Genomic DNA, 24,327 nt, shown 5'->3' with positions numbered 1-24,327 from the left:
AGTGGTAAGTCCGGAACAAAAACGGAAAGGGCGTATTCTGGCAGAAAGCGGCGCGGGCTGCACCTTTTCCGCCTCAGCCCAGTGTGAAAACCAAATCCCAGGGCAGAAAAACAAGGTTAAGCACGATCATGCCCAGCAGCGATGCCAGCGTCAGGATCATACCGTTTTTCCGCCACAGCAGCGTGCTGGTGCGCATACCGTAGCTGTGCAGCGCGCGGCCCAGGAAAAAGAAGAGGCCGGTCAGGTGCAGCATCCACATTTCCGCGCCGTTCATTTCCATAATCACCAGCAGCAGCAGGGCGAGCGGAATATACTCTACGGCGTTGCCGTGAATACGAATGGCGGTCTGCAATTCATAAAAGCCGCCGTCGCCGTGCGCCACGTGATACTGGCGACGCAGCCGCACTACGTCAAAAGAAAACTTGATAATAAACAGTGCTCCCAGCACTACATACAGCGCGCTGACCATCCTTACTCCACCCGGTCGAAAATTTCTGGCGCCATCATAGCGGTGAAAAGAGCAGCTGTCAGCATATGTGCAGCGTCGCCCGGGATCAGAACAGACTGTCCTGCTGCGGCCAGTCCGGCGGCTCGCCGATATCGGGCACCGCCTGGCGCAACGCCCCCCACAGGCTCTGCACCATCGCCGGCGCAAAGGCCACGTCAGGCGTATGAATAAACAGCCACGGCTGGCCCTGTTCGCACCACTGCGGCAGCTTGTTTTGCCAGGCTGTAAACCATTTCAGGTTAGCGCTTACCTCGTCGCCGCCGATAAAACGGATCATTGGCTGGTCGGCTGTCATCACCGCATGCACCGGCAGGTGCGGTTTTTTGCGCTGCGCGTCAATAATGGCCGGATTGCTGGGTATGGCGGAATGGACGCCGCGCGTATCCAGGATCACCCGATTCACGCCGCGCTGATGCAGCCCCGCGTTCAGGGCTTTTTCAGCCTCGCCCTTGGCAAAAAATTCCGGATGACGCACTTCCACGCCGTAGCTGAAGCTTTTCGGCAGGCCGTCAAGAAAGGCCCAAAGCGCCGGGAGATCCGCCGGCGAAAACGCGGAGGGCAATTGCAGCCAGTACTGACCGATGCGGGAGGCGAGCGGCGTCAGCAGGCTGAAAAATTCGGCGGTCAGATCGCCGCTGTCGCGCAGCGCGGCCTTGTGGCTGATGGTGGCAGGAAACTTAAAGCAGAAGCGGAAATCGTCATGGGTCATATCGTACCAGCGCTGGACGATCTCAGGGCGCGGCAGCGCGTAGAGCGTTGTATTGCCTTCCACACAGTTAAAATAACGCGCGTAGTCGGCAAGGGTTTCCATGCCCAACTTTTTCCATTGCGGATGCTGCCACTGCGGCAGACCCAGATAAAAAGGTTTCATCGCTCCTCTCTTATCATGCCGACGATAACGATCGCTTCCCTGCGATCGCGGGGAAAATTACAGCGCGGCCATAATCTCGTCTGAGGTGCGTACACGACCCAGACGGGGGAAAATATGCTTAAAGCTGCCGTTGTGCTCTTCGCTGCTGCCCGCGCTACAGATATCTTCCGCGACGATCAGGTTAAAGCCCAGCTCCCAGGCGTTACGGGCGGTAGATTCCACGCCGATATTGGTCGAGATGCCGCCCAGCACAATAGTATCAATACCGCGACGACGCAGCTGCAGCTCCAGATCGGTGCCGTAAAACGCGCCCCACTGATGTTTGACCACTTCAATATCGCTGTCCTGTTTGCCCAGGGCTGTCGGCCAGTCCCACCAGTTTTCCGGCAGCGGGCCGCCGTGGCTGTTATCAACTACCTGCTTCGGCGCGTCGCCGAAATCTTTCGCCCAGCCCACGCGCACCAGCACGACGGGCGCATTGACGGCGCGGAATTTATCGGCCAGCTTTGCCGAACGGGCCACCACGTCTTCTGCCTTATAAGGGCCGCCAGCGAAAGGCAGAATGCCTTCCTGCAAATCGATCAGCACCAGCGCGGTGGTTGCAGCGTTTAATTCCAACATACTTGCTCCGGGTGTTTGGGGAAAACCGTTGAGAATACAGGCAGTCAGCCTTAATGCGCGATAACAACAATGTCAGAGACGCGGGAAATTTGTTAGCTTTTGTGAGGCGCAGGCTAATTGTAGCGACTTTCGGCATAGCTTGCAGGAAGCGACTCTTATCGCGCCGGGCTTTTTCCATTATAATAGCCGCCTTTTTCGCGGCGGCATCGCCCCGAACAGATAACTAAAGATGCTGCCCGCGAGCGGCGAAGTTAAAAGGATAGCGTTATGCGTACCGAGTATTGCGGACAGATCAACCTGTCTCACGTAGGCCAACAGGTGACACTTTGCGGATGGGTTAACCGCCGCCGCGATCTGGGCAGCCTGATCTTCATCGATATGCGCGACCGTGAAGGCATCGTGCAGGTCTTTTTCGATCCCGATCGCCAGGAAGCCTTTCAGCTGGCCTCTGAACTGCGTAACGAGTTCTGTATCCAGCTGACCGGCACCGTGCGTGCGCGTGACGAAAAAAACAAAAACAGCGAGATGGCGACGGGCGAAGTAGAAGTGTTCGCCACCGATCTGACCATTATCAACCGCGCCGAGCCGCTGCCGCTGGATCCCAATCAGACCAACAGCGAAGAAGCGCGCCTGAAATATCGCTATCTGGATCTGCGTCGTCCGGATATGGCGCAGCGCCTGAAGGCCCGCGCGAAAATCACCAGCTTCGTGCGCCGCTTTATGGACGACAACGGCTTTCTGGATATCGAAACGCCGATGCTGACCAAAGCCACGCCGGAAGGCGCGCGCGACTATCTGGTGCCGAGCCGCGTGCACAAAGGCAAATTCTATGCGCTGCCGCAGTCGCCTCAGCTGTTCAAGCAGCTGCTGATGATGTCCGGCTTCGACCGCTACTATCAGATTGTCAAATGCTTCCGCGATGAAGATCTGCGCGCCGACCGCCAGCCTGAATTTACCCAGATCGACGTCGAAACCTCCTTTATGACCGCGCCACAGGTGCGGGAAATCATGGAGAAAATGGTGCGCGAGCTGTGGCAGGACGTGAAAGGCGTCGAACTGGGCGATTTCCCGATGATGACCTTCGCCGAAGCAATGCGCCGTTACGGTTCCGACAAGCCGGATCTGCGTAACCCGATGGAGCTGGTGGACGTGGCCGATCTGCTGAAAGATGTAGAGTTCAAGGTCTTCTCCGGCCCGGCCAACGATGCCAAAGGCCGCGTCGCCGCGCTGCGCGTGCCGGGCGGTGCTCAGCTCAGCCGCAAGCAGATTGATGAATACGGCAAGTTTGTCGAAATCTACGGCGCGAAAGGCCTGGCGTGGATGAAAGTCAACGAACGCGCCAAAGGTCTGGAAGGCGTCAGCAGCCCGGTCGCCAAGTTCCTGAACGCGGACATCGTGGAAGCGATCCTGAGCCGTACCGAGGCCGCTGACGGCGACGCGATCTTCTTTGGCGCGGACAGCGAGAAAATCGTGGCCGACGCGCTGGGCGCGCTGCGCCTGAAGCTGGGTCGCGACCTGGATATTACCAACGGCAACGCCTGGGCGCCGCTGTGGGTCGTTGACTTCCCAATGTTTGAAGACGACGGCGAAGGCGGGCTGACTGCGATGCACCATCCGTTCACCGCGCCGCGCGACATGACACCAATCGATCTGAAAAACGCGCCGGAAACGGCGATCGCCAACGCCTATGACATGGTGATCAACGGCTACGAAGTGGGCGGCGGCTCGGTGCGTATTCACCGTGGCGACATGCAGCAGACGGTATTCGGCATTCTGGGCATCACCGAGCAGGAGCAGCGTGAGAAGTTCGGCTTCCTGCTGGATGCGCTGAAGTTCGGTACGCCGCCGCACGCTGGTTTAGCCTTTGGTCTGGATCGCCTGGTTATGCTGTTAACCGGCACCGACAACATCCGCGACGTTATCGCCTTCCCGAAAACCACGGCGGCGGCCTGCCTGATGACCGAAGCGCCAAGCTTCGCCAATCCGGCTTCGCTGACGGAGCTGGGGATCCAGGTGATAAAAAAGGATAAGCCTGAGAGCAACTAAGATGGCTTTCAAGCGGCCCGTATCGGTTCTGGTGGTGATCTTCGCCCGCGATACCGGGCGGGTGCTGATGCTGCAACGGCGCGACGATCCGGATTTCTGGCAATCCGTTACCGGCAGTCAGGAAGAGGGCGAAAGCCTGGCGGAAACCGCGCGGCGGGAAGTGCTGGAAGAAACAGGGATTGATATCAACGCCGGGCAGCTCACATTAGTGGACTGCCGGCGTCGGATAGAATTCGAAATCTTTGCGCATTTTCGCCACCGCTACGCGCCGGAGGTCACGCATAACAGCGAACACTGGTTTTATCTGGCGCTGCCTGCCGAACAGCCGGTCACGCTAAGCGAGCATCTGGCCTGGCGCTGGATGGCGGCCGCAGAAGGTGCGGCGCTGTGCAAGTCCTGGAGCAACCGCCAGGCCATTGAAGAATTTGTAGTTTAGCTCCCTGGCTTCTGGCTAATGGCCGGGTAAAGGGATGGAATTAGTTAAATGTTCAGGCTTTTATCGGCGCGGTGAGTTTGTTCGCTGCCGGCATGCGTCCGTGAGGACTGCGGACACTGCCAGCGGACAACATCACGCGCAGGATAGCCTGTCCGATCTATATCTGGAGAAAGAGTTAATGGCTGGTCACAGTAAATGGGCTAACACCAAGCACCGTAAAGCGGCTCAGGATGCCAAACGCGGTAAAATTTTCACCAAAATTATCCGCGAGCTGGTTACGGCAGCTAAGCTGGGCGGTGGCGATCCGGGTTCTAACCCGCGCCTGCGCGCGGCAATGGATAAGGCGCTGTCCAACAACATGACGCGCGATACCATGAACCGTGCTATCGCGCGCGGCGTGGGCGGCGAAGACGACAGCAACATGGAAACCATCATCTATGAAGGCTATGGTCCTGGCGGCACGGCGGTGATGGTGGAATGCCTGAGCGACAACCGCAACCGTACCGTTTCCGAAGTGCGTCACGCCTTCACCAAAACCGGTGGCAACCTGGGCACCGACGGCTCCGTGGCCTATCTGTTTACCCGCAAAGGCGTGATCTCTTTCGCTCCGGGTCTGGAAGAAGACACCCTGATGGATGCCGCGCTGGAAGCGGGTGCGGACGACGTGGTGACCTATGACGACGGCGCGATGGATGTCTTTACCGCGTGGGAATCGCTGGGCGAAGTGAAAGACGCGCTGGCCGCAGCGGGCCTGACTGCCGACAGCGCCGAAGTCACCATGATCCCTTCCACCAAAGCGGATATGGATGCGGAAACGGCGCCGAAGCTGCTACGCCTGATCGATATGCTGGAAGATTGCGACGACGTGCAGGAAGTTTACCATAACGGCGAGATCTCCGACGAGGTCGCGGCAACGCTGTAATGGCGCACTTCACGCAACGGCCGGGAGAGGCGTAATGGCGATCATTTTAGGTATCGATCCCGGCTCGCGGATAACCGGCTACGGTATTATCCGTCAGGTAGGTCGCCAGTTGACCTACCTGGGCAGCGGCTGCATCCGCACCAATTCGACCGATCTGCCGTCCCGCCTGAAGCTGATTTATGCGGGCGTCAGCGAGATCATTACCCAGTTTCAGCCGGAATACTTCGCCATTGAGCAGGTCTTTATGGCGAAAAACGCCGATTCGGCGCTGAAGCTGGGCCAGGCTCGCGGCGCGGCCATCGTGGCGGCGGTCAATCACGATCTGCCGGTGTTCGAATACGCGGCGCGTCAGGTCAAGCAAACCGTGGTCGGCATCGGCAGCGCAGAGAAAAGCCAGGTGCAGCATATGGTGAAAACGCTGCTGAAGCTCTCCGCCAGCCCGCAGGCGGACGCGGCAGATGCGCTGGCTATCGCCATCACCCACTGCCATCTCAGCCAGAATATTAACCGGCTGGGCGAAGGCAAACTCAACCTGGCGCGCGGTCGCCTGCGTTCCTGATAAGCTGGATATCTATCCAGCTTTTTTTATGATATAAATCCCCGCATTAACACATTTCTGAAGGAAGCTTACGGTGATAGGTCGTCTGAGAGGCAAGATTCTGGAAAAACAGCCGCCGCTGGTGCTGTTGGAAGTCGGCGGCGTGGGTTATGAAGTGCATATGCCGATGACCTGTTTTTATGAGCTTCCCGAGCTGGATCACGAAGCAACGCTGTTCACCCACTTTGTGGTGCGCGAGGACGCGCAGCTGCTGTTCGGTTTCAACAGCCGTCAGGAGAGAGCGCTGTTTCGCGAGCTGATCAAGGTTAACGGCGTTGGGCCAAAGCTGGCGCTGGCGATCCTGTCCGGCATGTCGGCGCAGCAGTTTGTTACGGCCGTAGAGCGCGAAGAGATCGCCTCGCTGGTGAAGCTGCCGGGCGTGGGCAAAAAGACCGCCGAGCGTCTGGTGGTCGAAATGAAAGACCGCTTTAAAGGGATGCATGGCGACCTGTTTGCCGCCGATGCGCCTTTCGCGCTGACCAGCGAAGTGCAGGCGCCTGCCGCAGGCAACAGCGCGGAAGAGGAAGCCGTTGCCGCACTGGTGTCGCTGGGGTATAAACCTCAGGAAGCCAGCCGGATGATCGGCAAAGTCGGCCGCCCGGATGCAGATTGTGAAACGCTGATCCGTGAAGCCCTGCGCGCAGCTATTTGAGGTAAAGCATGATTGAAGCCGATCGCCTGGTATCGCCGGGAACCTTCAGCGAAGAAGAAGTCATTGATCGCGCCATCCGGCCGAAGCTGCTGGAAGAGTATGTCGGCCAGCCGGTAGTGCGCGAGCAGATGGAGATTTTTATCCAGGCCGCCAAAATGCGCGGCGACGCGCTGGATCATCTGCTGGTATTCGGCCCGCCGGGGCTGGGAAAAACCACGCTGGCCGGGATCGTCGCCAACGAGCTGGGCGTCAACCTGCGCACCACCTCCGGGCCGGTGCTGGAGAAAGCGGGCGACCTGGCCGCCATGCTGACCAACCTTGAACCGCACGACGTGCTCTTTATCGATGAGATCCATCGTCTTTCGCCGGTGGTGGAAGAGGTGCTTTATCCGGCGATGGAAGACTATCAGCTGGATATTATGATCGGTGAAGGTCCGGCCGCGCGCTCCATCAAACTGGATCTGCCGCCGTTTACCCTGATTGGCGCGACGACGCGGGCCGGCTCGCTAACGTCGCCGCTGCGTGACCGTTTCGGTATCGTGCAGCGTCTGGAGTTTTATCAGGTGAAAGACCTTCAGCATATCGTCGGCCGCAGCGCCAGCTGTCTGGGCCTGCCGCTGAGCGAAGAGGGCGCGCTGGAAATCGCCCGCCGCTCGCGCGGCACGCCGCGTATCGCCAACCGTCTGCTGCGCCGCGTCAGGGATTTCTCCGAGGTCAAAGCGCAGGGCAGCCTGAGCGGCGACGTGGCCGCCAGAGCGCTGGATATGCTGAACGTGGACACGGAAGGCTTCGATTATATGGACCGCAAGCTGCTGCTGGCGATCATCGATAAGTTTACCGGCGGCCCGGTCGGGCTGGACAACCTGGCGGCGGCGATCGGCGAAGAGCGCGAAACCATTGAGGACGTGCTGGAGCCTTATCTGATCCAGCAGGGCTTTATTCAGCGCACGCCGCGCGGCCGGATGGCGACGCAGCATGCCTATAAGCACTTCGGCATCACGCGGGAAGAGTAAGCCATAAAAAAACCGGTCAGCGACGACCGGTTTTTTATTTTCCTGACGGACATTTCAGACCGCCGGTTTTTTTACCATGCTGAGCATAAACATCAGCGACGCGCCCAGCACCACCGACGGCCCGGCCGGCGTATCGTAAAAGGCGGAGAAGGTCAGGCCGGCAGTCACCGCCAGAATCCCCACCAGCACCGCGACCCCAGCCATCTGCTCCGGCGAGCGCGCAAACCGTCGTGCCGTTGCGGCAGGAATGATCAGCAGCGAGGTGATAATCAACGCGCCGACGAACTTCATCGCCACGCCGATGGTCAGCGCCGTTACCAGCATCAACACCATCTTAGTCCGCTGGATATTGACGCCGTCTACCTGGGCCAGCTCCGGGCTGATGGTCATGGAAAGCAGCGAGCGCCAGTTAGCCGCCAGCACCGCCAGCACCACGACCACGCCAGCGGCGATGGTATAAAGATCGGTCGGCGTCACGGACAGCAGATCGCCGAACAGATAGGCCATCAGATCCACCCGCACGCCGGACATCAGGCTGACCACCACCAGGCCCAGCGACAGCGCGCTGTGCGCCATAATGCCCAGCAGCGTATCGATAGCCAGATGCGGCCGACGCTCCAGCCAGACCAGCAGCAGCGCCAGCAGTAGCGTAACGGCGATCACCGCATAAAACGGGCTGACGTTCAGCAACAGTCCAAAAGCCACGCCAAGCAGTGAAGCGTGCGCCAGCGTATCGCCAAAATAGGACATGCGGCGCCAGACCACAAACGAGCCGAGCGGGCCAGCCGCCAGCGCCAGAAAGAAACCCGCCAGCCAGCCGGGCAGCAACAGTTCAATCACTTGGTTTGTCCTCTGCGTAAAACGATACGTCCCTGAAGGTCGTGACGATGGTTATGCTGATGGCGATAGATAGCCAGCTGCTCGGCGCCGCGCGGGCCAAACATAGAGATAAATTCCGGATGCTGAGAGACCGCCTCCGGCGTACCGGAACAGCAGATATGCTGATTCAGGCACAGCACCTCGTCGGTCTTTGCCATAACCAGATGCAAATCATGGGAAACCATCAGCACGCCACAGTTCAGCTCGCGCCGTAGCTGATCGATCAGATCGTAAAGCGCCACCTGGCCGTTCACGTCAACGCCCTGCGTCGGCTCGTCCAGCACCAGCAGCTGCGGCTGGTTGAGCAGGGCGCGGGCCAGCAGCACGCGCTGCATTTCCCCGCCGGAGAGCTTTTGCAGCGGCGCGTCCACCAGCTGTGCGGCCTGCACCCTTTTCAGCGCGGGCAGGATATCGCCGCGCTTGACGCCGCCGCGCAGCAGCATAAAGCGCTCGACGGTCAGCGGCAGCGTAGCGTCCAGATGAATTTTTTGCGGCACGTAGCCAATACGCAGCTGTTCGTGGCGCACCACGCTGCCTCGCGTTGGCGAAATTAGTCCCAGTACCACGCGCACCAGCGTAGACTTACCGGCACCGTTAGGCCCGAGCAGCGTTAATATTTTGCCCGGCTCCAGCGTCAGCGAAACGTTAGAAAGCACGGCGCGCTGACCAAAGCTGACGGAAATTTTTTCAAGGCTAATCAGTGAGGTCATAGTGATTACGGGTTGCAGAAGTTATCGAATGTTATAATATCACAATTCTTCGACCTGTCACGATGGACTGAATCATTATGTTACATAAAACCAAGCCCTTGTTAACGCTGCTTTCTGCCCTGGGATTTGCCGCTTCGCTGACCTCTACCGCCCAGGCTGCGGTAGTGGCCTCTGTTAAACCGTTGGGCTTTATCGCTGCCGCTATTGCCGATGGCGTTACGCCGGTGGAAATTTTACTGCCGGATGGGGCTTCAGAGCATGACTACGCGCTGCGTCCTTCGGACATTAAACGCCTGCAGAGCGCGGATCTTGTGGTCTGGATCGGGCCGGAAATGGAGGCTTTCTTGCCGAAGGCGGTCGCCGCGCTGCCCGCGCAAAAAAACCTCGAACTGGCTGAGTTAACGGCGGTTAAACCCCTGCTGGTTCGTGGGGCGGATGACGATGCGCACGAGCATGAGGAGGGCGCTGAAGCAGCGGATGAACATGCCCATGCGCACCACCACGGCGAATATAATATGCACTTGTGGATGTCCCCGGAAATCGCAAGGCAATCTGCGGTTGCAATCCATGCAAAATTATTGGAACTTATGCCGCAGAGCAGAGACAAACTAGACGCGAACCTGCAGCATTTTGAGGCAGAATTGGCCACGGCTGATACGCAAATAGCCGCTCAGCTTGAGCCGGTAAAAGGGAAGGGTTATTTCGTTTTTCACGATGCTTACACCTACTTTGAAAAACATTTCGGTCTGACTCCTGCGGGTCATTTTACCGTCAACCCTGAAATCCAGCCCGGCGCTCAGCGTTTACATCAAATTCGAACAGAGTTGGTTGAGCAAAAGGCCGTCTGCGTCTTTGCTGAGCCACAATTCAGGCCGGCCGTGATCGATGCTGTTGCCAGAGGAACCAAAGTGCGTACAGGAACGCTGGATCCGCTGGGAACGGACATCACTCCGGGAAGAGACAGCTATGTGAAATTCCTCTCACAGCTGTCCAGCCAGTACGCGAGCTGCCTGAAAGGAGCTTAGAGGAACTAATACGTGCAGCAAATTGCCCGCGCTGTCGCTATGGCGTTTAATACATTGCCGCGAACCCACCGCGTTATGCTGGGTTCGCTCACCGTTGTTACGCTGGCCGTCTCCGTATGGCGGCCTTTCGTTTACCATCCCACCGTCAGCGGTGAAAATCCGATCGTCAAAAGCATAGAGCTGGATAAAGAGCAGCTGCGTACGCTGTTGCCGGAAGCCAGCGAGCCAATCGATCAGGATATGCCTTCGCCTGATGACGACGTGCCGAAAGATGAGATAGACCAGGATGTGCCCAGCGAAACCGGCACGCATGATTACGTGGTGTCATCGGGAGATACGTTAAGCAGCGTTCTTAATCAGTATGGCATCGATATGGGAGATATCAACCAGCTGGTCAAGGTGGATAAGGATCTGCGTAACCTGCAAATTGGTCAGCAGCTCTCCTGGACGTTAACCGACGACGGCCAGCTGCAGCGGCTAACATGGGAAGCGTCGCGCCGCGAAACCCGCACCTACGATCGTTCCGGCAACACCTTTAAATCCTCCGCTGCGGTTCAGCAGGGCGAGTGGCAAAACAACGTGCTCTCCGGCACCGTGGAGGGCAGTTTCGTGACCAGCGCGCGAAACGCCGGGCTGAGCAGCGGCGAAATCAGCGCCGTGATCAAAGCGTTGCAGTGGCAGATGGACTTCCGTAAGTTGCGTAACGGCGACCGTTTCTCCGTGCTGATGTCACGCGAGATGATGGATGGCAAGAGCCAGCAGAGCCGCCTTGCCGGCGTTCGTCTGCAAACCGGCGGCAAAGACTACTATGCGATTCGCGCTGCCGACGGCAAATTCTACGATCGCAGCGGCGCCGGACTGGCGCACGGCTTTATGCGCTTCCCGACGGCCAGACAGTATCGCGTGTCATCCAACTTCAACCCGCATCGCCTGAATCCGGTGACCGGTCGTGTCGCGCCGCATAAGGGCGTGGACTTCGCTATCCCGCTGGGCACGCCGGTGCTGGCGGTAGGCGACGGTGAAGTGATCGTGGCAAAACGCAGCGGCGGCGCGGGCAACTATGTTGCCATTCGTCATGGCCGTCAGTATATGACGCGCTATATGCATATGAAAAAGCTGCTGGTGAAGCCAGGCGATAAAGTGAAGCGCGGCGAGCGCGTTGGTCTGAGCGGCAATACCGGCCGCTCAACGGGGCCGCATCTGCACTTTGAAGTCTGGATCAACAACCAGGCCGTCAATCCGCTCACGGCGAAGCTGCCGCGTATGGAAGGGCTGACCGGTAAAGACCGCAGCGATTATCTGGCGCAGGTTCGCGAAGTCACGCCACAGCTGCGCTTTAAGTAAGCATTAACTTTCCCGCGAAAAAAGCCGACGCTTTAGCCGTCGGCTTTTCTTTATGGGTAAAATGAGGCGGGCATTGCAAAATTGTGCGTCGGCACTATCATTAGCCGCTCAGAATTTGAGGCGAGTGCATGGAAAACAAGAAAAGCAATAATGAATTTATTCCCACCTTTCGGAAATCCTTTCTGCTGCCGCGCTATTGGGGAAGCTGGCTGGCGATTGGGCTTTGCGCCGGCATGGCCTGGCTCCCGGCAAAAATGCGGGATCCGTTACTGGGCGCGCTGGGGCGCTTCGCCGGAAAATACGCGAAGAGCGCGCGACGTCGTGCGCAAATCAATTTGTTTTACTGTATGCCTGAGGTAGCAGAAGCCGATCGCGAAAAAATCATTGATGAAATGTTCGCCACGGCGCCGCAGTCTATAGTGATGATGGCCGAGCTGGCTCTGCGTCCGGCCCATGCAGTGCAGCGTATCACCTGGCATAATAAAGAAATTATTGAGCAGATCGGCGCGCAAAATCAGAACATCATCTTTCTGGTACCGCACGGCTGGGCAGTGGATATCCCGGCAATGGCGCTGGCTTCGGAAGGGCATAAAATGGCGGCCATGTTCCATCACCAGCGGAACCCGGTAATGGACTATATCTGGAACGCGGTGCGCCGCCGTTTTGGCGGCCGTATGCACTCCCGGGATAACGGCATCAAGCCGTTTATCAGCTCGGTGCGCCAGGGATACTGTGGCTATTACTTGCCGGATGAGGATCATGGCGCAGAGCACAGCGAATTCGTGGATTTCTTCGCCACCTACAAGGCCACGCTGCCTGCGTTAGGGAGGCTGATGAAGGTCTGCCGTGCCCGCGCGGTGCCGCTGTTCCCGGTTTACAACAGCAAAACGCATCGGCTGGATATCTATTTGCGCTCGCCAATGGACGATCTGCTGGCAGCGGATGATAAAACGCTGGCGCGCAGAATGAATGAGGAAGTGGAGCTTCTGGTGCGGCCTAATCCTGAGCAGTACGCCTGGATTTTGAAGCTGCTGAAGACCCGCAAAGAGGGTGAGACTGAGCCTTACCGCCGCAAAGATATTTTTCCTCAAAAATAAAAAAAGCCCGGCCGTCTGGCGGTGCTTTCAGACTGCTGATAAACCTAAATAGCCGAGGCATCCTGCCGTTTTTTTACAGCAATTCGGCTGTTTCTCGGCGGCAGAGGCTGAGCGGATAAGCGGACCGTTTTCGCGCATGGACGCGCGAAACGAGCCTCCATGGACGGATTCACGGCGTGTCCGTGTTCCGATCTGCCTCTGCTGCTTTTCACCGGCCTGAAAGCGATTTGATGGCAGAGAATCAGTTTGTCGGCAACCCCAAAGCCCCGCCGTCTGGCGGGGCTTTTTTACTGTGCCAGCGCTATCCGTCGGTTACGCTCGCGCAGAAAGGCTTTCACCAGCCAGAACCAGAGCAGTCCGCAGGCCAGATTGACCAGGCTGAACCAGAAGCTGCCGCCGCTGAAATAGGCGCTTTTCACCGCTTCGATCCCTAACGTAAAGACCAGAATACTCACCATGCCCAGCATCGCGGCGACGCTGCCTTTGCCCGACGAGCTGGAAAACAGCGTCAGGCGGTACAGGCCGGCGTTAACCAGCCCCGTGCCAAAACCGTACAGGCTCAGGCCTGCGGTAAGCCAGAGGTAGCTGTGGGCGTTCAGCGCGCTGGCAAGCGTTGCTACCGCCAGGCCAATCAGGATCGGCCACGCGGCCAGCTTCAGCGGCTGCTCAATCGGTACGCGGCCGGACAGACGGCCCAGGGTCAGATTGCCGATAATCATCGCCACAAACACCGGCAGCTGGAGCAGCGCGTAGGTCATACGGGAAAGATGCTCGTCATGGATCAGGATCACCGGCGACAGCGCTACCCAGCCCAGGCAGGGAATACTGACCAGGCCGATAGCCAGCGAACCGCTCATCACCTGGCGATCCCGCACCAGGCTAAGATAGCCTTTGCCCAGCGACTTAACTGAAACGGAGGTGCTGCGGTCGCCCGCGGTTTCCGGCATCGTTCGCCACAGGCCGACCAGCGCTACCGCGCTGACGGCACCGAACAGCCAGAACATCGTGCGCCAGTCGCCCACCGAGAGAAAGGCGGCACCGGCCAGCGGGCCTGCCAACGGTGCCAGTAGCGCTACGTTAGCCATCAGCGCCATCATTTTCACGCTCAGGGCTTCGTTAAAGGCTTCCTGGATGGCGGCATAGCCGACCGCGCCAATAAAACAGAGGCTGGTGCCCTGCAGGAAGCGCATCAGGATAAACTGCCCGACGGAGCCGACCCAATGCGTCCCAACGCAGGCCAGGGTAAAAAAGGCCACGCCTGCCAGCATCACCGGCCTGCGGCCAAGCTTGTCGGAAAGCGGCCCCAGCAGCCATTGCAGCACGATGCCGCCGGCCAGATAGGCGGTTAGCGAGGCGGAAACCCATTCCGGGCCGACGCCGAACTCGTTGGTCACCAGCAGCATTCCGGGCTGGATCATGTCATGGGCGATATAGCTGGCGAACTCAAACAGCACCAGCGAAAGGGGAAAAATCAAATGGCGACGAGTAATGGCCGTCACCGGAACAAAAGCGGGCATTAAGGCTCCTTCCAGAGTAAACAGGATCTAAATCGCGACAGCATACGGGAGTTGTATGACGGGCGGATAAAAAGTTGCTGAAAAAATAGCGGAAAAGGGAACAGCAGGGTGGAAAAAGTTATCGGGCGCGAAGGCCCGATAACCGTAAGCGTTATTCTACCCGCAGCACGCGGCTGGTATTGGTGGTGCCGGTGGTGCTCATAACGTCGCCCTGGGTGACGATGACCAGATCGCCAGACATCAGGAAGCCTTTATCACGCAGCAGATTAATCGCATCATGCGCCGCAACCACGCCGTCATTGTTGCTGTCGAAATAGACCGGCGTCACGCCGCGATACAGCGCGGTGAGGTTTAACGTGTGCTCATGGCGCGACATCGCAAAAATCGGCAGGCCGGAAGTGATGCGTGAGGTCATCAGCGCGGTGCGGCCGGACTCCGTCATGGTGATAATCGCGGTAACGCCCTGAAGATGGTTGGCGGCGTACATCGCGGACATGGCGATGGCCTCTTCGATATTGTCGAACTGCACGTCCAGACGGTGCTTGGAGACGTTGATACTCGGGATTTTCTCCGCGCCAAGGCAGACCTTAGCCATGGCTGTGACGGTTTCCGCCGGATACTGGCCCGCTGCGGTTTCCGCCGACAGCATAACGGCATCGGTTCCGTCCAGCACGGCATTCGCCACGTCCATAACTTCTGCGCGCGTCGGCATAGGATTGGTGATCATCGACTCCATCATTTGGGTTGCGGTGATAACCGAACGGTTCAGCTGGCGAGCGCGGCGGATCAGCGCTTTCTGGATGCCGACCAGTTCCGGATCGCCAATTTCAACGCCCAAATCGCCCCTGGCGACCATCACCACGTCCGACGCCAGGATAATGTCATCCATGGCTTCCTGCGACGCTACGGCTTCCGCACGTTCAACTTTAGAAACGATTTTCGCCTCGCAGCCTGCTTCGCGAGCCAGACGGCGAGCGTAATTCAGATCTTCGCCGCAGCGTGGGAAGGAGACGGCCAGATAATCCACGTCGATTTTAGCGGCGGTGATAATGTCCGCTTTATCTTTTTCCGTCAGCGCGTCGGCAGACAGCCCGCCGCCCAGCTTATTGATGCCTTTATTATTGGAAAGCGGGCCGCCGACGGTGACTTCGGTAAAGACTTTCATGCCCTGGACTTCCAGTACTTTCAACTGTACGCGGCCGTCGTCCAGCAGCAGGATATCGCCCGGCACAACGTCGGCCGGCAGGCCTTTATAGTCGATACCTACCTTTTCTTTATCGCCTTCGCCTTTACTCAGGCTGGCATCCAGCAAAAAGCGGTCGCCCTGGTTAAGGAAGACTTTGCCTTCTTTAAAGGTGGATACGCGAATTTTAGGGCCCTGAAGATCGCCCAGAATGGCCACATGACGGCCCAGCTTTGCCGCAATTGCGCGCACGTTGCTGGCGCGCTGCATATGATCTTCTGGCGTCCCGTGTGAGAAGTTAAGTCGAACCACGTTGGCCCCGGCAGCGATAATTTTTTCGAGATTATTGTCGCGATCGGTAGCCGGACCCAGGGTGGTAACGATCTTGGTTCTTCTTAAACGTCGAGTCATGGGGAGTTCCTTGTGTTTAAAAACCACGGATGAAAGGTCAGGCCGTCACCCGCGGTGCATCTGTGCACATCTATACTGATGAAACAAAGCGGGAACCGTTCTGTTTCTTTTAGTATTGGTTCTGCAGACGGGCGGCAAAGCCCTCAATGGATACAATACTGGGACGCGTGGCTGAAGTCACCACCTTGTCTCCGTCCGCCGCCGCAATTTTAACAGGCGGCGTAATCTCACCAGGCGATCCGGTAGCAAAAAGGGAGCAAAAAGCTTAAGCGATTATTCCGATTCTGAAGAAAAAAACCGCCGAGAAAATGCCTTAAATTAGCCGTGTTTTCCGACAGACTGTAGCCACTCTGTACGCCGCTATTCTCACGGGCGCAGCATTTAATGCCAGAGCGAAGCCGCAAACCAACGGATAGTAGCGACTAATTTATCAACAGTAATCATTCACAACGCTCGCGAAATAATTATCACTTAAGTTTATTATCCACAGAGAGGACTTTCACGCTTAAAACAAAAGTGGAATTTGGTCGCCGATGACAATGCCCAATGAGTAATAATGTTGACGTTAAAAAAACCAGGTGTTAAAACATAACCATATTATAACAATTGATTTATTATTTTGTATCAGGGGAATAACAATAATAACTTTTGTGAGGGTGTATGCCGTTCCAATACTATGAAGACGTTATCGAAGACCTGGACTTATATAAAATATCAAAAATCATCCTGGAAGGAAATGCTGATGGCAGAGTGCTTTATATCATTCGTAATGCGGTAGACCCGGCGGTCTGTGAAAAAATAAAAAGTAATTTTTATGAAATTATGCGGATAAAAGGCAATCACCGCCCGGATGACGGCTTTGTGAAAACAGAACAGATAGGTTCTTCACAATTCCATAAAACCGGAATGGAATACATCAATGCCACCCTGGAGTCGGATGCGGACGTTCTGAATTTATATCAGGGTATGTCTGATGATGTAGTGAGAACGCTTTATATGGATAAACAGCTGGAAAATTTCTTTTCTCAGGAAAAAATTTCTTATCGACCGTCGGCGTTTAAAAGCCATAATGCCAATTTTGCCACCACCAGACGATGGCTGGACAACGGTAATATGTCGTTATGGCCACATGATGACAGCGCCCAGTTAAAATTTGCTGAGCAAGACGGTTATGAAATTGCAGCGGCTAAAAACGTTATTTCTTCCAATCTGTGCGTTTGCGATGCTGCTAACGGCGGGGAACTGAAGGTGTGGAACTGTAGGCCGGATGACAATATCCGTAAAGAATTTGATGTTCTGGACACAGGTTATCCTTATCCATTGGCGTTCGCTGATAGCTTTGAAAGTTTCACAGTGCGCTTAAAACCTGGCGATCTTTATTTTCTCAATGCTTCCTATCTCCATGGCGTGACCAGTTCGGTAGAGAACGAGAGGATCAGCTCCGGTCGCTTTATCGGTTATATCGATAATAAAGTGGTCTGGTGGACGTAGAAAAATGGAAATAGATAATATTGTTCAGGATTTACAAGGGCAGGGTTACGCTAAGTTTAATCTTAAGAACTTCACAGATTTCACCATTGCTGAAGATGAGCTTAAAATTTTAAAGGCTAATTTTGCCGATATGCCTTTGGATACCTATTCTGAAGGAAATCGATTAAGAAATTATATTCAGGTTGCCTGGCAGAACAACGAGGTAACTTATGGAAAGTTTGAACCTTATCAGCAAACTAAAAGATATAATCCCGTAACAGGTGGCGTGGTCAGAGACTATCAAAATATCGGTGCGGAAATCCTCAAAACAGCGCTGTTCAATAAGATAGTGAAAACAGATATCGACATTGTAAAAAATATCGAAGACATGCCGCCCGTTGAAGAGTTAATGATTGGTGTACATCTGTTTCGCTATAACGCGGGAAAAGAACCGGCGTACAGTTCTCCTGCATGGCTACACAAAGATGATGAGGACGTCGTTTTTATGCATCTGGTGGATGTTTCGGAAGATCTTGTCGGCGGAGAAAGCATAATAGCTAAGCATCCTAAGAGGATTGACCGTGTATTAAGGATGAAAAAAACCTTTGATACGTTAGTGGTTAATCATCGCTGTTTTCATGCGGTCACGCCAATGAGTGTGCCAGAGGAATATGACGATAATGCATTTTTGCACAGGGATATCATCCTGGTAACTTTCCAAAAAAGGGAAACGGGTGAAAGTATTGAATGAAAATATAGCAATTGTTACCGGAAGTAATGGCGGTATTGGCAAAGAAATCGTTTACTCCCTGCTCGAGAGGAACTATCAGGTATTCGGACTGGATCTTGAAAACGATATAGTTCGTGATGGCTTTAAATTTATCAGAACGGATTTGATGGACCTGAATGCTCTGAATGAAAATTCATTCAATGACTTACCGTTCGGCGAATACAACCTTCTGATCAACGCTGCCGGTATCAGGGAGATCGTACCCTTGCTGGACCTGAGTCTTGAAAACTGGTCGGCTGTATATGCAATCAATACCACCGCGCCTTTTCTAATTTCGAGAAACTTTTGCAGAAAGCTGGTCGCACAAAACAAAGAGGGAAGTATTGTTAACATTGCTTCTGTAAGCGGGATTCTGGCTGAACCTGACAGAACCGCCTATGTCTCGTCGAAACATGCTTTAATTGGCCTGACAAAACAGTTCGCTCTGGAGTTTGGTCGTCAAGGAATAAGGTGTAACTCAGTATCACCGGCTATTACCCGTACGGGAATGACTGAACACTATTTTCATGAAGAAGCCACCATGAAAAAAATATACAGTGGAATGTATTCAACCCGAACAGGCGAACCCCAGGATATTGCCGCCGTGGTTAATCTGCTCTCCGACAGAAATTCGCAATTTATCAACGGCGCGAATTTTGTTATTGATGGCGGATGGACCTGCGGCAAAGATTTGTAATAGCGGTCTGTTAACAGCTGCGTTAAATAATTACTGGAGAATATCAGTGATCGAAACCGTATGGATTTCATGGGAAGAACAGCAGGGCCTGAAAAGACTGGCTGAAAGTTTTAAAGAGTTTGATGATGAGATGCTTTTTTCCTCGCTCTCAAGTCTGAAAGAACAAGTTAAAAATATCCTTAGCCCGGAGACGTTCGCCGCTCTAATTGGTTTTATGCCTGGTGAAGGAAATATTCTGCGCGTCAACGGTCTGCCTTTTGACTATAACGTTAAAGAGACACCTTATACCGGCTATGTTGATAACGCCGATCTGCCGATAGCCAGCGTCATGCAGTTTGCTGTTTTCGCAGCCTGCGGTATTTTCCCGATATCTTATCTGCGTGAGAACAAAGGGCTCCTGTTCCGTCACGTGGTGCCGACGCGAAAAAGGGCAAAAAGAGTCAGCTCTCACGGCAGCGCATTAACGTTGGATATGCATGTTTCAAATCCGATCCTGCCGATAATCCCGGAGGAAACCAATAATGTATCAGGTTCGCCGGAAATTTTATCTTTCTATGGTATACGCCCGGATCCGGACGTCTTCACAGAAGTCGTGGAGCTGGATGAGGTGTTGCAACAGCTTGAACAACGCGTTATTGACGAGCTATGTGAGAAAAAATACTACTTTCGGATGCCATCGTCATTTAATGGCGATGAGTTGAAAGGGCCGCTAGCTATCCTTGGCATCAAAGACGGGATGTACTACAACAGGACAGATATGGATACGGTTATTCCTGTTGACTATCCTGCGCTGGTCAGCTTAAACATTTTTATGGAAGCCACCAAGAAGGTTAAGCATTATCACCGCCTTCAGCTTCCACCAGGCGATATGTTGCTGTTTAAAAATCAGCGTACCCTGCATTCCCGACAGAAGTTTGTAGCCCGATATAACGGGCTGGATCGCTGGATGGTGCGCCTGTACGGTAGTGCAAACATGGCCCGCCATCACGCGGCAGATGAATCAAAAAGATACCTTGGGTTAACTTATTAATATTATGAAAAATCTTATCATCAGTGATTCAGTCGTCAACCTGAGTAAAATCGATGCGGCGCTGACCGATAACGCTTGCGTAGTGAAAGGTTACTATCCGGAAGAAGCGGATACTTCTCCCTTTGTTGCCATCGGCTCCAGTCTACATGAAGCTGTAGCCGACAGTGAAAATATTGTTATTTCACTCGAGGAAGATAAGTGGGACAACATATTACTGGGATTAGCAGGGATTCTTACCAGAATTTCGGAAGAAACTAAAATTTTCAACTATACCGCCCTCGATCAAGAGAAGTTAAAAATCTATACGCAATTTTTAACCTCAAAAAACCTTGTATTTATAAATAAGGTCTGATTCAGGTAGCCATTTCCCCGGTTTATGTTGCAAAAAAATAGAAGCTAACAAACGCTGCCTGGCTTTGCTGCGGGCGGCTTTTTTACATGGAAAAAAGTAATGATTACCGCGCAATTAGGCTCCTCACATTATTGTAGTTACAGAATTTTAACAGTAAGATAAAACGGCGATTAAAAAAATAATTTTCATTGGGAGTGAGCAATGCTTTCTAAAAAGTCCGCTGGTATCAAATCCTCTGCTGTCAGAGAATTGCTGAAATTCAGCAAAATTCCCGGTGTTATATCGCTTGCAGGAGGAATTCCTGCCACCGATCTTATCGATGTTGAAGGTATCGATACCGTTCTCAAAGATATTTTATCTCGTGAGCACAGAGGTTTATTCCAGTATAGCGTTACCGAAGGCGAGGAACACCTGCGTGAGCAGCTTTCTCGCTGGAACAGCGGGCATAATCTGAATGTGGATGCGGAAAGCATTATTATTACTAACGGGTCGCAACAGGCTATCGATCTTTTAAGTCGCGTTTTCCTTGAAAAGGGTGACAAAGTATTTGTTGAACGGCCAACTTATCTGGCGGCGCTGCAAATTTTTGGCTATACCGACGCCACGGTCGTTGAGCTGGAATATGATTCTGAAGGTATTGAACTGAACCTGCTGGAAAAAGAGATGGCGGCAGGCGGGGTGAAAATGGTTTACCTTACGCCAAACTTCGCCAACCCTACCGGTAATACCATCAGTTATGAACAGCGCGTGAAAATCGCTAAGCTGTCGCAACAATACCAGGTGGTTATTATTGAAGACGATCCTTATGGGCATCTGCGCTTCAGCGGTGACCCCGTTCCCTCAATATTTTCTGTCGCGCAAAGTCTGTTCGGTAAAAATCATAACGTCTGCTATATGTCCAGCTTCTCAAAAATCTTCTCACCAGGATTACGATTGGGCTGGCTGGCCGTGCCCGAACATTTCCACATGGCAACGGTTGTCGCCAAGCAGGCATTAGATTTGCATACTTCTACTTTAAATCAAAGCATAGCCGCACATTATATTGAGTCCGGTAGAATCAATGAAAGAGTGGAGATATTAAAGGCCACCTACAAAGACCGACGCGATTACCTGATTGGATCCTTACATGAATATTCAGGCGGCGATATCACGTGGAATACGCCTGATGGGGGAATGTTCCTGTGGTGTCACCTCGCGGAGGGTATCGACGCCTCGCAGCTTTTGCAGGAATGTATTAAAGAAAATGTCGTGTTCGTACCCGGAGAAGTGTTTTTTGCGCGGGATCCGCAAAAAAATTCACTGCGGCTCTCTTATTCCATGCTTACCGCAGAAACGGCGCGGGAAGCAGTGATACGAATTTCCAGGGCGCTGAAAAAAATAAAATAGTCCAATAAGGATCGTTAGCTTTACGGCTAATGGTTCTCGATCGCAGCGCGGCTTTTGCCGCCCTTAATCGTGCCTGCTGTTAATGAACGGGGCAGGTTACGTATGTAAAAAATGCAGCGGCAGACAGTAAAACATAAGATTATTTAGAGGGAAGTTTATGAATAAGCATGGCGATTATATCCTTCTGGTAGGGGCAGAAGTCCCTTTCCGCGAACGTGCCTTTGCCGGCGCTTTACGCGCTTCTGAAGGAATGGATGTTTTTACCGTCAGTAATACTATTTTTTCTCATACGCTTAAATATTTTGATGGCTATATTTGTGCACCCATCTCGGATCATGAGAAAGTTCTACAGGAAGTTATACGGTACGAGGAATTAACCGGAAGAACGCCGAGGGCGGTTATTCCTACCAATGATTTTACCGTAGTTACTGCTGCCTTCGTTGCTAAACATTACGGATTACCCCACAACGATCTCTCCGTTGTCGAAAGATGCAGAGATAAATTTATCATGCGGGAATGTTTGCAAAATGCGGGCCTGCCGGTGCCAAAATATTATCAGGTTGCCAAACTTGACGAGCTACGTAGCGCCGTTGCGCAGACAGGTTATCCGGCCATTATTAAACCACGCCTTATGGCGGGCAGCCTGGGCGTAATAAAAGTTTCTTCGGAAGAAGAGCTGGTGCGCGCTTTCGAAAAAAGCATTGCCGATGTCAAAAGCATCAATGGCGAAGCCAATGCCGACGAAAGTTTATTTATTGTCGAAGAATTTATCGCATATGAGTTTGAAGTCAGTGTGGAAGTCCTGAATACCCCTGATTTTAGCCGTGTTATTGGCGTGACGGATAAATACCTTGGCGCGCCGCCGCATTTCGTTGAACTGGGGCATGTAGTACCTTCCCGATTTACCTCCCATCGCGATCTTATTGAACTTGCTGAAAGAACCTGTCGTACGTTAGGGATTAAATACGGTATTGCTCATTTCGAAGCCAAAGTCAGCGCTAAGGGCGAGATTAAAATTATTGAAGTAGCCGCCAGGACGGGCGGTGATAGCATCATGAGTCTGGTTGAAAAGGTTTATGGCTATAACCCTTATCAGCTGCATGTCTCATCCTATATTAATCCTGAAATGGTTTTCGCTTCCCGCCTCGACTCCGCCAAAGGCATTGCCGCTATTGCTTTTATGAAAGCGGAAACGGGGAGGCTTACGCAGATAAACGTGCCTGCCTCGTTGCCTGAAGAAATCCTGCATCTCAATGTCATGGCCGTACAGGGCCAACAGATTTTTCCGCTGGACTCGTGGCGTAACCGGGAAGGTATTATCGAATTTTTCTGGCCGGGCGAAACGCAAAGTGAAACGCTGTTTACCCGACATCTTGAAATGGCAAAAACGCTTTCAGCGCAAACTTTTATAACGGAATCTGTGTAACAGAGTAAAGGAGTCGTTTTGGGCGCTTTTAATTTTCATAAATTCATCATTAGCAGAGGACTGGGCGCCCTTTGCGATCAGTTTCTGATGTTCGCCGTTCCTTTGGCTATCCTTAAATCAACCGGTTCGACCAGCCTGTCTGCTTTATCATTTGTTATCGAGTGGATACCCCGAGTGCTGTTTTTTCCGATTGCCGGAAGTTTACTGCAGGGGAAAAACTTCAAAAAAATATTTTTGTCGTTAGATGTCTTCAGATGCGCAGCCCTGGCGGCTGCTTTTTTACTGGTTAACATCACCGGCATATTTGCCACGCTGACCACGCTGATGGCCATCATGTCTCTGTGTTACGTCCTGAATTTTGTCTCGATCGAGTCCATTATACCGGCCAATGTTCCACGTGAAGAGTATGCCAGAGTGCATTCCAGGATACAGACGGTAGAGCAATTTTCACAGATCCTTGGGCCAGCCATCGCCATTGTTATTTATAGCCACGCACACGTAAATGGCATTCTTTTAATCTCGGCCGCGCTGTTTTTGCTGTCGGCCGCGAACCTTTTAACATTATCTATTGCCTCGCCTGAATCCGCAGGAGTGACTAAGGTCAAAGATATCCTGCGCTCTAATCGCGAAGCCTTTGTTTATCTTTTCGAAGACAAGAAAATTATTTATCTGTGCACTATGACATGGATTGTCAATATCATTTATGGCGTGGTTTTAGCTATCTCTCCGGCCGTTATCCTTAAGCATTTTAAGCTGGAGTCGGGAGCGTTAGGCCTGATGCAAAGCGTTGCGGCTTTAGCGTCAGTGCTGCTTTTTTACCTTATTCCTCGGTTGACGCTTCGCTTCAGCGTGACGCTGATTGGGCAACTTTCACTGTTAATCATATTAGCGAGCGGCCTGTTTCTTGGACTGGCAGGTAATTATTATGCTTACGTGGCGCTTTATGCGCTTCTGAGCGCCTTTGACGGAGGCTTCAGCGTTTATATCAGAATTATGCGTAGCACGATTATTCCTGCTGCAATTTTGTCCAGGGTAATCGGCGTGGTCGGCATGTTGAATTTGCTTTCTATTCCAGTAGGCGGCCTCGCCGTAAGCCTGCTCTCTGAAAAGACCACGCTGCAGAACATCATTCTACTGGCCTTTGCGCTCTCGTTTGTACTGACCATAGTCCTGCTTTTTGTTGGTCGACTAAAGTTTGGCTATAAAAAATATTTCCCTCAGGTGCCAAAAGAGGCGAGCTGATATTTTGCCATCGCTGATGCTCGCGTTCTGCAAGGGGGAAGGTTTAGCTCTCTTCGCGACATTCTGGATACTGCTGCATGGCGGATTATGAAAAGACTGGCGCAACTTCTGTTGTAACTTTA

General features: G+C 53.5%; 24 protein-coding genes. 17 read left to right on the top strand and 7 right to left on the bottom strand.

Annotated features, from left to right (window positions below):
• Positions 1–73: 73 nt before the first annotated feature.
• The 3 genes from ACVWZ0_RS13380 to ACVWZ0_RS13370 all read right to left on the bottom strand — a co-directional run bounded on the left by ACVWZ0_RS13380 (position 74) and on the right by ACVWZ0_RS13370 (position 2,000).
• The gene (locus ACVWZ0_RS13380; protein WP_253460703.1) at positions 74–469 is read right to left on the bottom strand and encodes an MAPEG family protein; all 396 of its coding nucleotides are present in this window, start codon (positions 467–469) and stop codon (positions 74–76) included.
• An 85-nt stretch (positions 470–554) separates the two neighbouring features.
• A complete protein-coding gene (locus ACVWZ0_RS13375; RefSeq protein WP_253460706.1) occupies positions 555–1,379 on the bottom strand; it encodes a DUF72 domain-containing protein in 825 nt (274 codons plus the stop codon).
• A gap of 57 nt (positions 1,380–1,436) precedes the next feature.
• Positions 1,437–2,000, bottom strand: a complete 564-nt coding sequence (locus tag ACVWZ0_RS13370; RefSeq protein WP_253460709.1) for a hydrolase — start codon at positions 1,998–2,000, stop codon at positions 1,437–1,439.
• Positions 2,001–2,267: 267 nt separating this feature from the next.
• Between ACVWZ0_RS13370 and aspS the strand changes: the two genes are divergently transcribed.
• From aspS to ruvB, 6 genes are all read left to right on the top strand, one after another.
• On the top strand, positions 2,268–4,046 hold the full coding sequence (gene aspS, locus ACVWZ0_RS13365; RefSeq protein ID WP_253460712.1) for an aspartate--tRNA ligase: 1,779 nt from the start codon (positions 2,268–2,270) through the stop codon (positions 4,044–4,046).
• Between the two features lies 1 nt (position 4,047).
• Positions 4,048–4,482: a dihydroneopterin triphosphate diphosphatase gene (gene nudB / locus ACVWZ0_RS13360; protein ID WP_253460715.1), complete on the top strand. Its 435-nt coding sequence runs from the start codon at positions 4,048–4,050 to the stop codon at positions 4,480–4,482.
• 178 nt (positions 4,483–4,660) lie between these two features.
• Positions 4,661–5,404: a YebC/PmpR family DNA-binding transcriptional regulator gene (locus ACVWZ0_RS13355; protein WP_253460718.1), complete on the top strand. Its 744-nt coding sequence runs from the start codon at positions 4,661–4,663 to the stop codon at positions 5,402–5,404.
• A gap of 34 nt (positions 5,405–5,438) precedes the next feature.
• Positions 5,439–5,963 (top strand): crossover junction endodeoxyribonuclease RuvC, encoded by a 525-nt coding sequence (gene ruvC, locus ACVWZ0_RS13350; RefSeq protein ID WP_253460721.1) that lies wholly within the window; start codon positions 5,439–5,441, stop codon positions 5,961–5,963.
• Positions 5,964–6,036: 73 nt separating this feature from the next.
• Entirely contained in the window at positions 6,037–6,654 is a 618-nt protein-coding gene (gene ruvA / locus ACVWZ0_RS13345) for a Holliday junction branch migration protein RuvA (RefSeq protein ID WP_125287914.1), read from the top strand.
• A gap of 8 nt (positions 6,655–6,662) precedes the next feature.
• Entirely contained in the window at positions 6,663–7,667 is a 1,005-nt protein-coding gene (gene ruvB / locus ACVWZ0_RS13340; protein ID WP_125287913.1) for a Holliday junction branch migration DNA helicase RuvB, read from the top strand.
• Between the two features lie 54 nt (positions 7,668–7,721).
• Here the strand turns inward: ruvB and znuB are convergent, their stop codons facing one another.
• Positions 7,722–8,507 (bottom strand): zinc ABC transporter permease subunit ZnuB, encoded by a 786-nt coding sequence (znuB, locus tag ACVWZ0_RS13335; protein WP_253460724.1) that lies wholly within the window; start codon positions 8,505–8,507, stop codon positions 7,722–7,724.
• Complete coding sequence (gene znuC, locus ACVWZ0_RS13330; protein WP_253460726.1) at positions 8,504–9,256, bottom strand: zinc ABC transporter ATP-binding protein ZnuC; 753 nt, start codon at positions 9,254–9,256, stop codon at positions 8,504–8,506. Before znuC ends, znuB begins: the two co-directional genes overlap by 4 nt.
• A gap of 77 nt (positions 9,257–9,333) precedes the next feature.
• On the opposite strand from znuC, the gene znuA reads away from it, so the two are divergent.
• The 3 genes from znuA (at position 9,334) to lpxM (ending at position 12,722) form a co-directional block, all read left to right on the top strand.
• Entirely contained in the window at positions 9,334–10,281 is a 948-nt protein-coding gene (znuA, locus tag ACVWZ0_RS13325) for a zinc ABC transporter substrate-binding protein ZnuA (RefSeq protein WP_253460729.1), read from the top strand.
• Between the two features lie 12 nt (positions 10,282–10,293).
• A complete protein-coding gene (mepM, locus tag ACVWZ0_RS13320; RefSeq protein ID WP_253460731.1) occupies positions 10,294–11,625 on the top strand; it encodes a murein DD-endopeptidase MepM in 1,332 nt (443 codons plus the stop codon).
• A 128-nt stretch (positions 11,626–11,753) separates the two neighbouring features.
• Positions 11,754–12,722 carry a lauroyl-Kdo(2)-lipid IV(A) myristoyltransferase gene (lpxM, locus tag ACVWZ0_RS13315; protein WP_253460734.1) on the top strand — a complete coding sequence of 323 codons (969 nt, stop codon included), beginning with the start codon at positions 11,754–11,756 and terminating at the stop codon, positions 12,720–12,722.
• Positions 12,723–13,009: 287 nt separating this feature from the next.
• Here lpxM and ACVWZ0_RS13310 read toward each other — a convergent pair whose 3' ends face one another.
• A complete protein-coding gene (locus ACVWZ0_RS13310; protein WP_253460737.1) occupies positions 13,010–14,239 on the bottom strand; it encodes an MFS transporter in 1,230 nt (409 codons plus the stop codon).
• A gap of 151 nt (positions 14,240–14,390) precedes the next feature.
• Positions 14,391–15,833, bottom strand: coding sequence for a pyruvate kinase (gene pyk / locus ACVWZ0_RS13305; RefSeq protein ID WP_125287906.1), 1,443 nt, complete (start codon positions 15,831–15,833; stop codon positions 14,391–14,393).
• Positions 15,834–16,493: 660 nt separating this feature from the next.
• On the opposite strand from pyk, the gene ACVWZ0_RS13300 reads away from it, so the two are divergent.
• The 8 genes from ACVWZ0_RS13300 to ACVWZ0_RS13265 all read left to right on the top strand — a co-directional run bounded on the left by ACVWZ0_RS13300 (position 16,494) and on the right by ACVWZ0_RS13265 (position 24,205).
• Positions 16,494–17,324 carry a hypothetical protein gene (locus ACVWZ0_RS13300; RefSeq protein WP_253460740.1) on the top strand — a complete coding sequence of 277 codons (831 nt, stop codon included), beginning with the start codon at positions 16,494–16,496 and terminating at the stop codon, positions 17,322–17,324.
• 4 nt (positions 17,325–17,328) lie between these two features.
• Positions 17,329–18,054: a 2OG-Fe dioxygenase family protein gene (locus tag ACVWZ0_RS13295; RefSeq protein WP_253460743.1), complete on the top strand. Its 726-nt coding sequence runs from the start codon at positions 17,329–17,331 to the stop codon at positions 18,052–18,054.
• Positions 18,038–18,769 carry an SDR family NAD(P)-dependent oxidoreductase gene (locus ACVWZ0_RS13290; protein ID WP_253460746.1) on the top strand — a complete coding sequence of 244 codons (732 nt, stop codon included), beginning with the start codon at positions 18,038–18,040 and terminating at the stop codon, positions 18,767–18,769. The genes ACVWZ0_RS13295 and ACVWZ0_RS13290 overlap by 17 nt, the downstream gene beginning before the upstream one ends.
• Before the next feature lie 46 nt (positions 18,770–18,815).
• Entirely contained in the window at positions 18,816–19,799 is a 984-nt protein-coding gene (locus ACVWZ0_RS13285) for a TauD/TfdA family dioxygenase (RefSeq protein ID WP_253460749.1), read from the top strand.
• A 4-nt stretch (positions 19,800–19,803) separates the two neighbouring features.
• Positions 19,804–20,151, top strand: a complete 348-nt coding sequence (locus ACVWZ0_RS13280; protein WP_253460752.1) for a hypothetical protein — start codon at positions 19,804–19,806, stop codon at positions 20,149–20,151.
• 201 nt (positions 20,152–20,352) lie between these two features.
• A complete protein-coding gene (locus ACVWZ0_RS13275) occupies positions 20,353–21,537 on the top strand; it encodes an aminotransferase-like domain-containing protein (protein WP_253460755.1) in 1,185 nt (394 codons plus the stop codon).
• 157 nt (positions 21,538–21,694) lie between these two features.
• The gene (locus tag ACVWZ0_RS13270) at positions 21,695–22,963 is read left to right on the top strand and encodes an ATP-grasp domain-containing protein (protein ID WP_253460758.1); all 1,269 of its coding nucleotides are present in this window, start codon (positions 21,695–21,697) and stop codon (positions 22,961–22,963) included.
• An 18-nt stretch (positions 22,964–22,981) separates the two neighbouring features.
• A complete protein-coding gene (locus ACVWZ0_RS13265; protein WP_253460762.1) occupies positions 22,982–24,205 on the top strand; it encodes an MFS transporter in 1,224 nt (407 codons plus the stop codon).
• Positions 24,206–24,327: the final 122 nt, after the last annotated feature.

It is taken from the genome of Erwinia sp. TECH1 (assembly GCF_054057575.1).
Note: the sequence above shows the minus strand (reverse complement) of the source record. Positions and strands in the feature narration are given on the sequence as shown.

What these genes read in the sequence shown, in the direction of transcription:
- ACVWZ0_RS13380 (WP_253460703.1), bottom strand. Translation starts at nt 469, where the DNA reads ATGGTCAGCGCGCTGTATGTAGTGCTGGGAGCACTGTTTATTATCAAG.
- ACVWZ0_RS13375 (WP_253460706.1), bottom strand. Translation starts at nt 1,379, where the DNA reads ATGAAACCTTTTTATCTGGGTCTGCCGCAGTGGCAGCATCCGCAATGG.
- ACVWZ0_RS13370 (WP_253460709.1), bottom strand. Translation starts at nt 2,000, where the DNA reads ATGTTGGAATTAAACGCTGCAACCACCGCGCTGGTGCTGATCGATTTG.
- aspS (WP_253460712.1), top strand. Translation starts at nt 2,268, where the DNA reads ATGCGTACCGAGTATTGCGGACAGATCAACCTGTCTCACGTAGGCCAA.
- nudB (WP_253460715.1), top strand. Translation starts at nt 4,048, where the DNA reads ATGGCTTTCAAGCGGCCCGTATCGGTTCTGGTGGTGATCTTCGCCCGC.
- ACVWZ0_RS13355 (WP_253460718.1), top strand. Translation starts at nt 4,661, where the DNA reads ATGGCTGGTCACAGTAAATGGGCTAACACCAAGCACCGTAAAGCGGCT.
- ruvC (WP_253460721.1), top strand. Translation starts at nt 5,439, where the DNA reads ATGGCGATCATTTTAGGTATCGATCCCGGCTCGCGGATAACCGGCTAC.
- ruvB (WP_125287913.1), top strand. Translation starts at nt 6,663, where the DNA reads ATGATTGAAGCCGATCGCCTGGTATCGCCGGGAACCTTCAGCGAAGAA.
- znuC (WP_253460726.1), bottom strand. Translation starts at nt 9,256, where the DNA reads ATGACCTCACTGATTAGCCTTGAAAAAATTTCCGTCAGCTTTGGTCAG.
- znuA (WP_253460729.1), top strand. Translation starts at nt 9,334, where the DNA reads ATGTTACATAAAACCAAGCCCTTGTTAACGCTGCTTTCTGCCCTGGGA.
- lpxM (WP_253460734.1), top strand. Translation starts at nt 11,754, where the DNA reads ATGGAAAACAAGAAAAGCAATAATGAATTTATTCCCACCTTTCGGAAA.
- ACVWZ0_RS13310 (WP_253460737.1), bottom strand. Translation starts at nt 14,239, where the DNA reads ATGCCCGCTTTTGTTCCGGTGACGGCCATTACTCGTCGCCATTTGATT.
- pyk (WP_125287906.1), bottom strand. Translation starts at nt 15,833, where the DNA reads ATGACTCGACGTTTAAGAAGAACCAAGATCGTTACCACCCTGGGTCCG.
- ACVWZ0_RS13300 (WP_253460740.1), top strand. Translation starts at nt 16,494, where the DNA reads ATGCCGTTCCAATACTATGAAGACGTTATCGAAGACCTGGACTTATAT.
- ACVWZ0_RS13295 (WP_253460743.1), top strand. Translation starts at nt 17,329, where the DNA reads ATGGAAATAGATAATATTGTTCAGGATTTACAAGGGCAGGGTTACGCT.
- ACVWZ0_RS13280 (WP_253460752.1), top strand. Translation starts at nt 19,804, where the DNA reads ATGAAAAATCTTATCATCAGTGATTCAGTCGTCAACCTGAGTAAAATC.
- ACVWZ0_RS13275 (WP_253460755.1), top strand. Translation starts at nt 20,353, where the DNA reads ATGCTTTCTAAAAAGTCCGCTGGTATCAAATCCTCTGCTGTCAGAGAA.
- ACVWZ0_RS13270 (WP_253460758.1), top strand. Translation starts at nt 21,695, where the DNA reads ATGAATAAGCATGGCGATTATATCCTTCTGGTAGGGGCAGAAGTCCCT.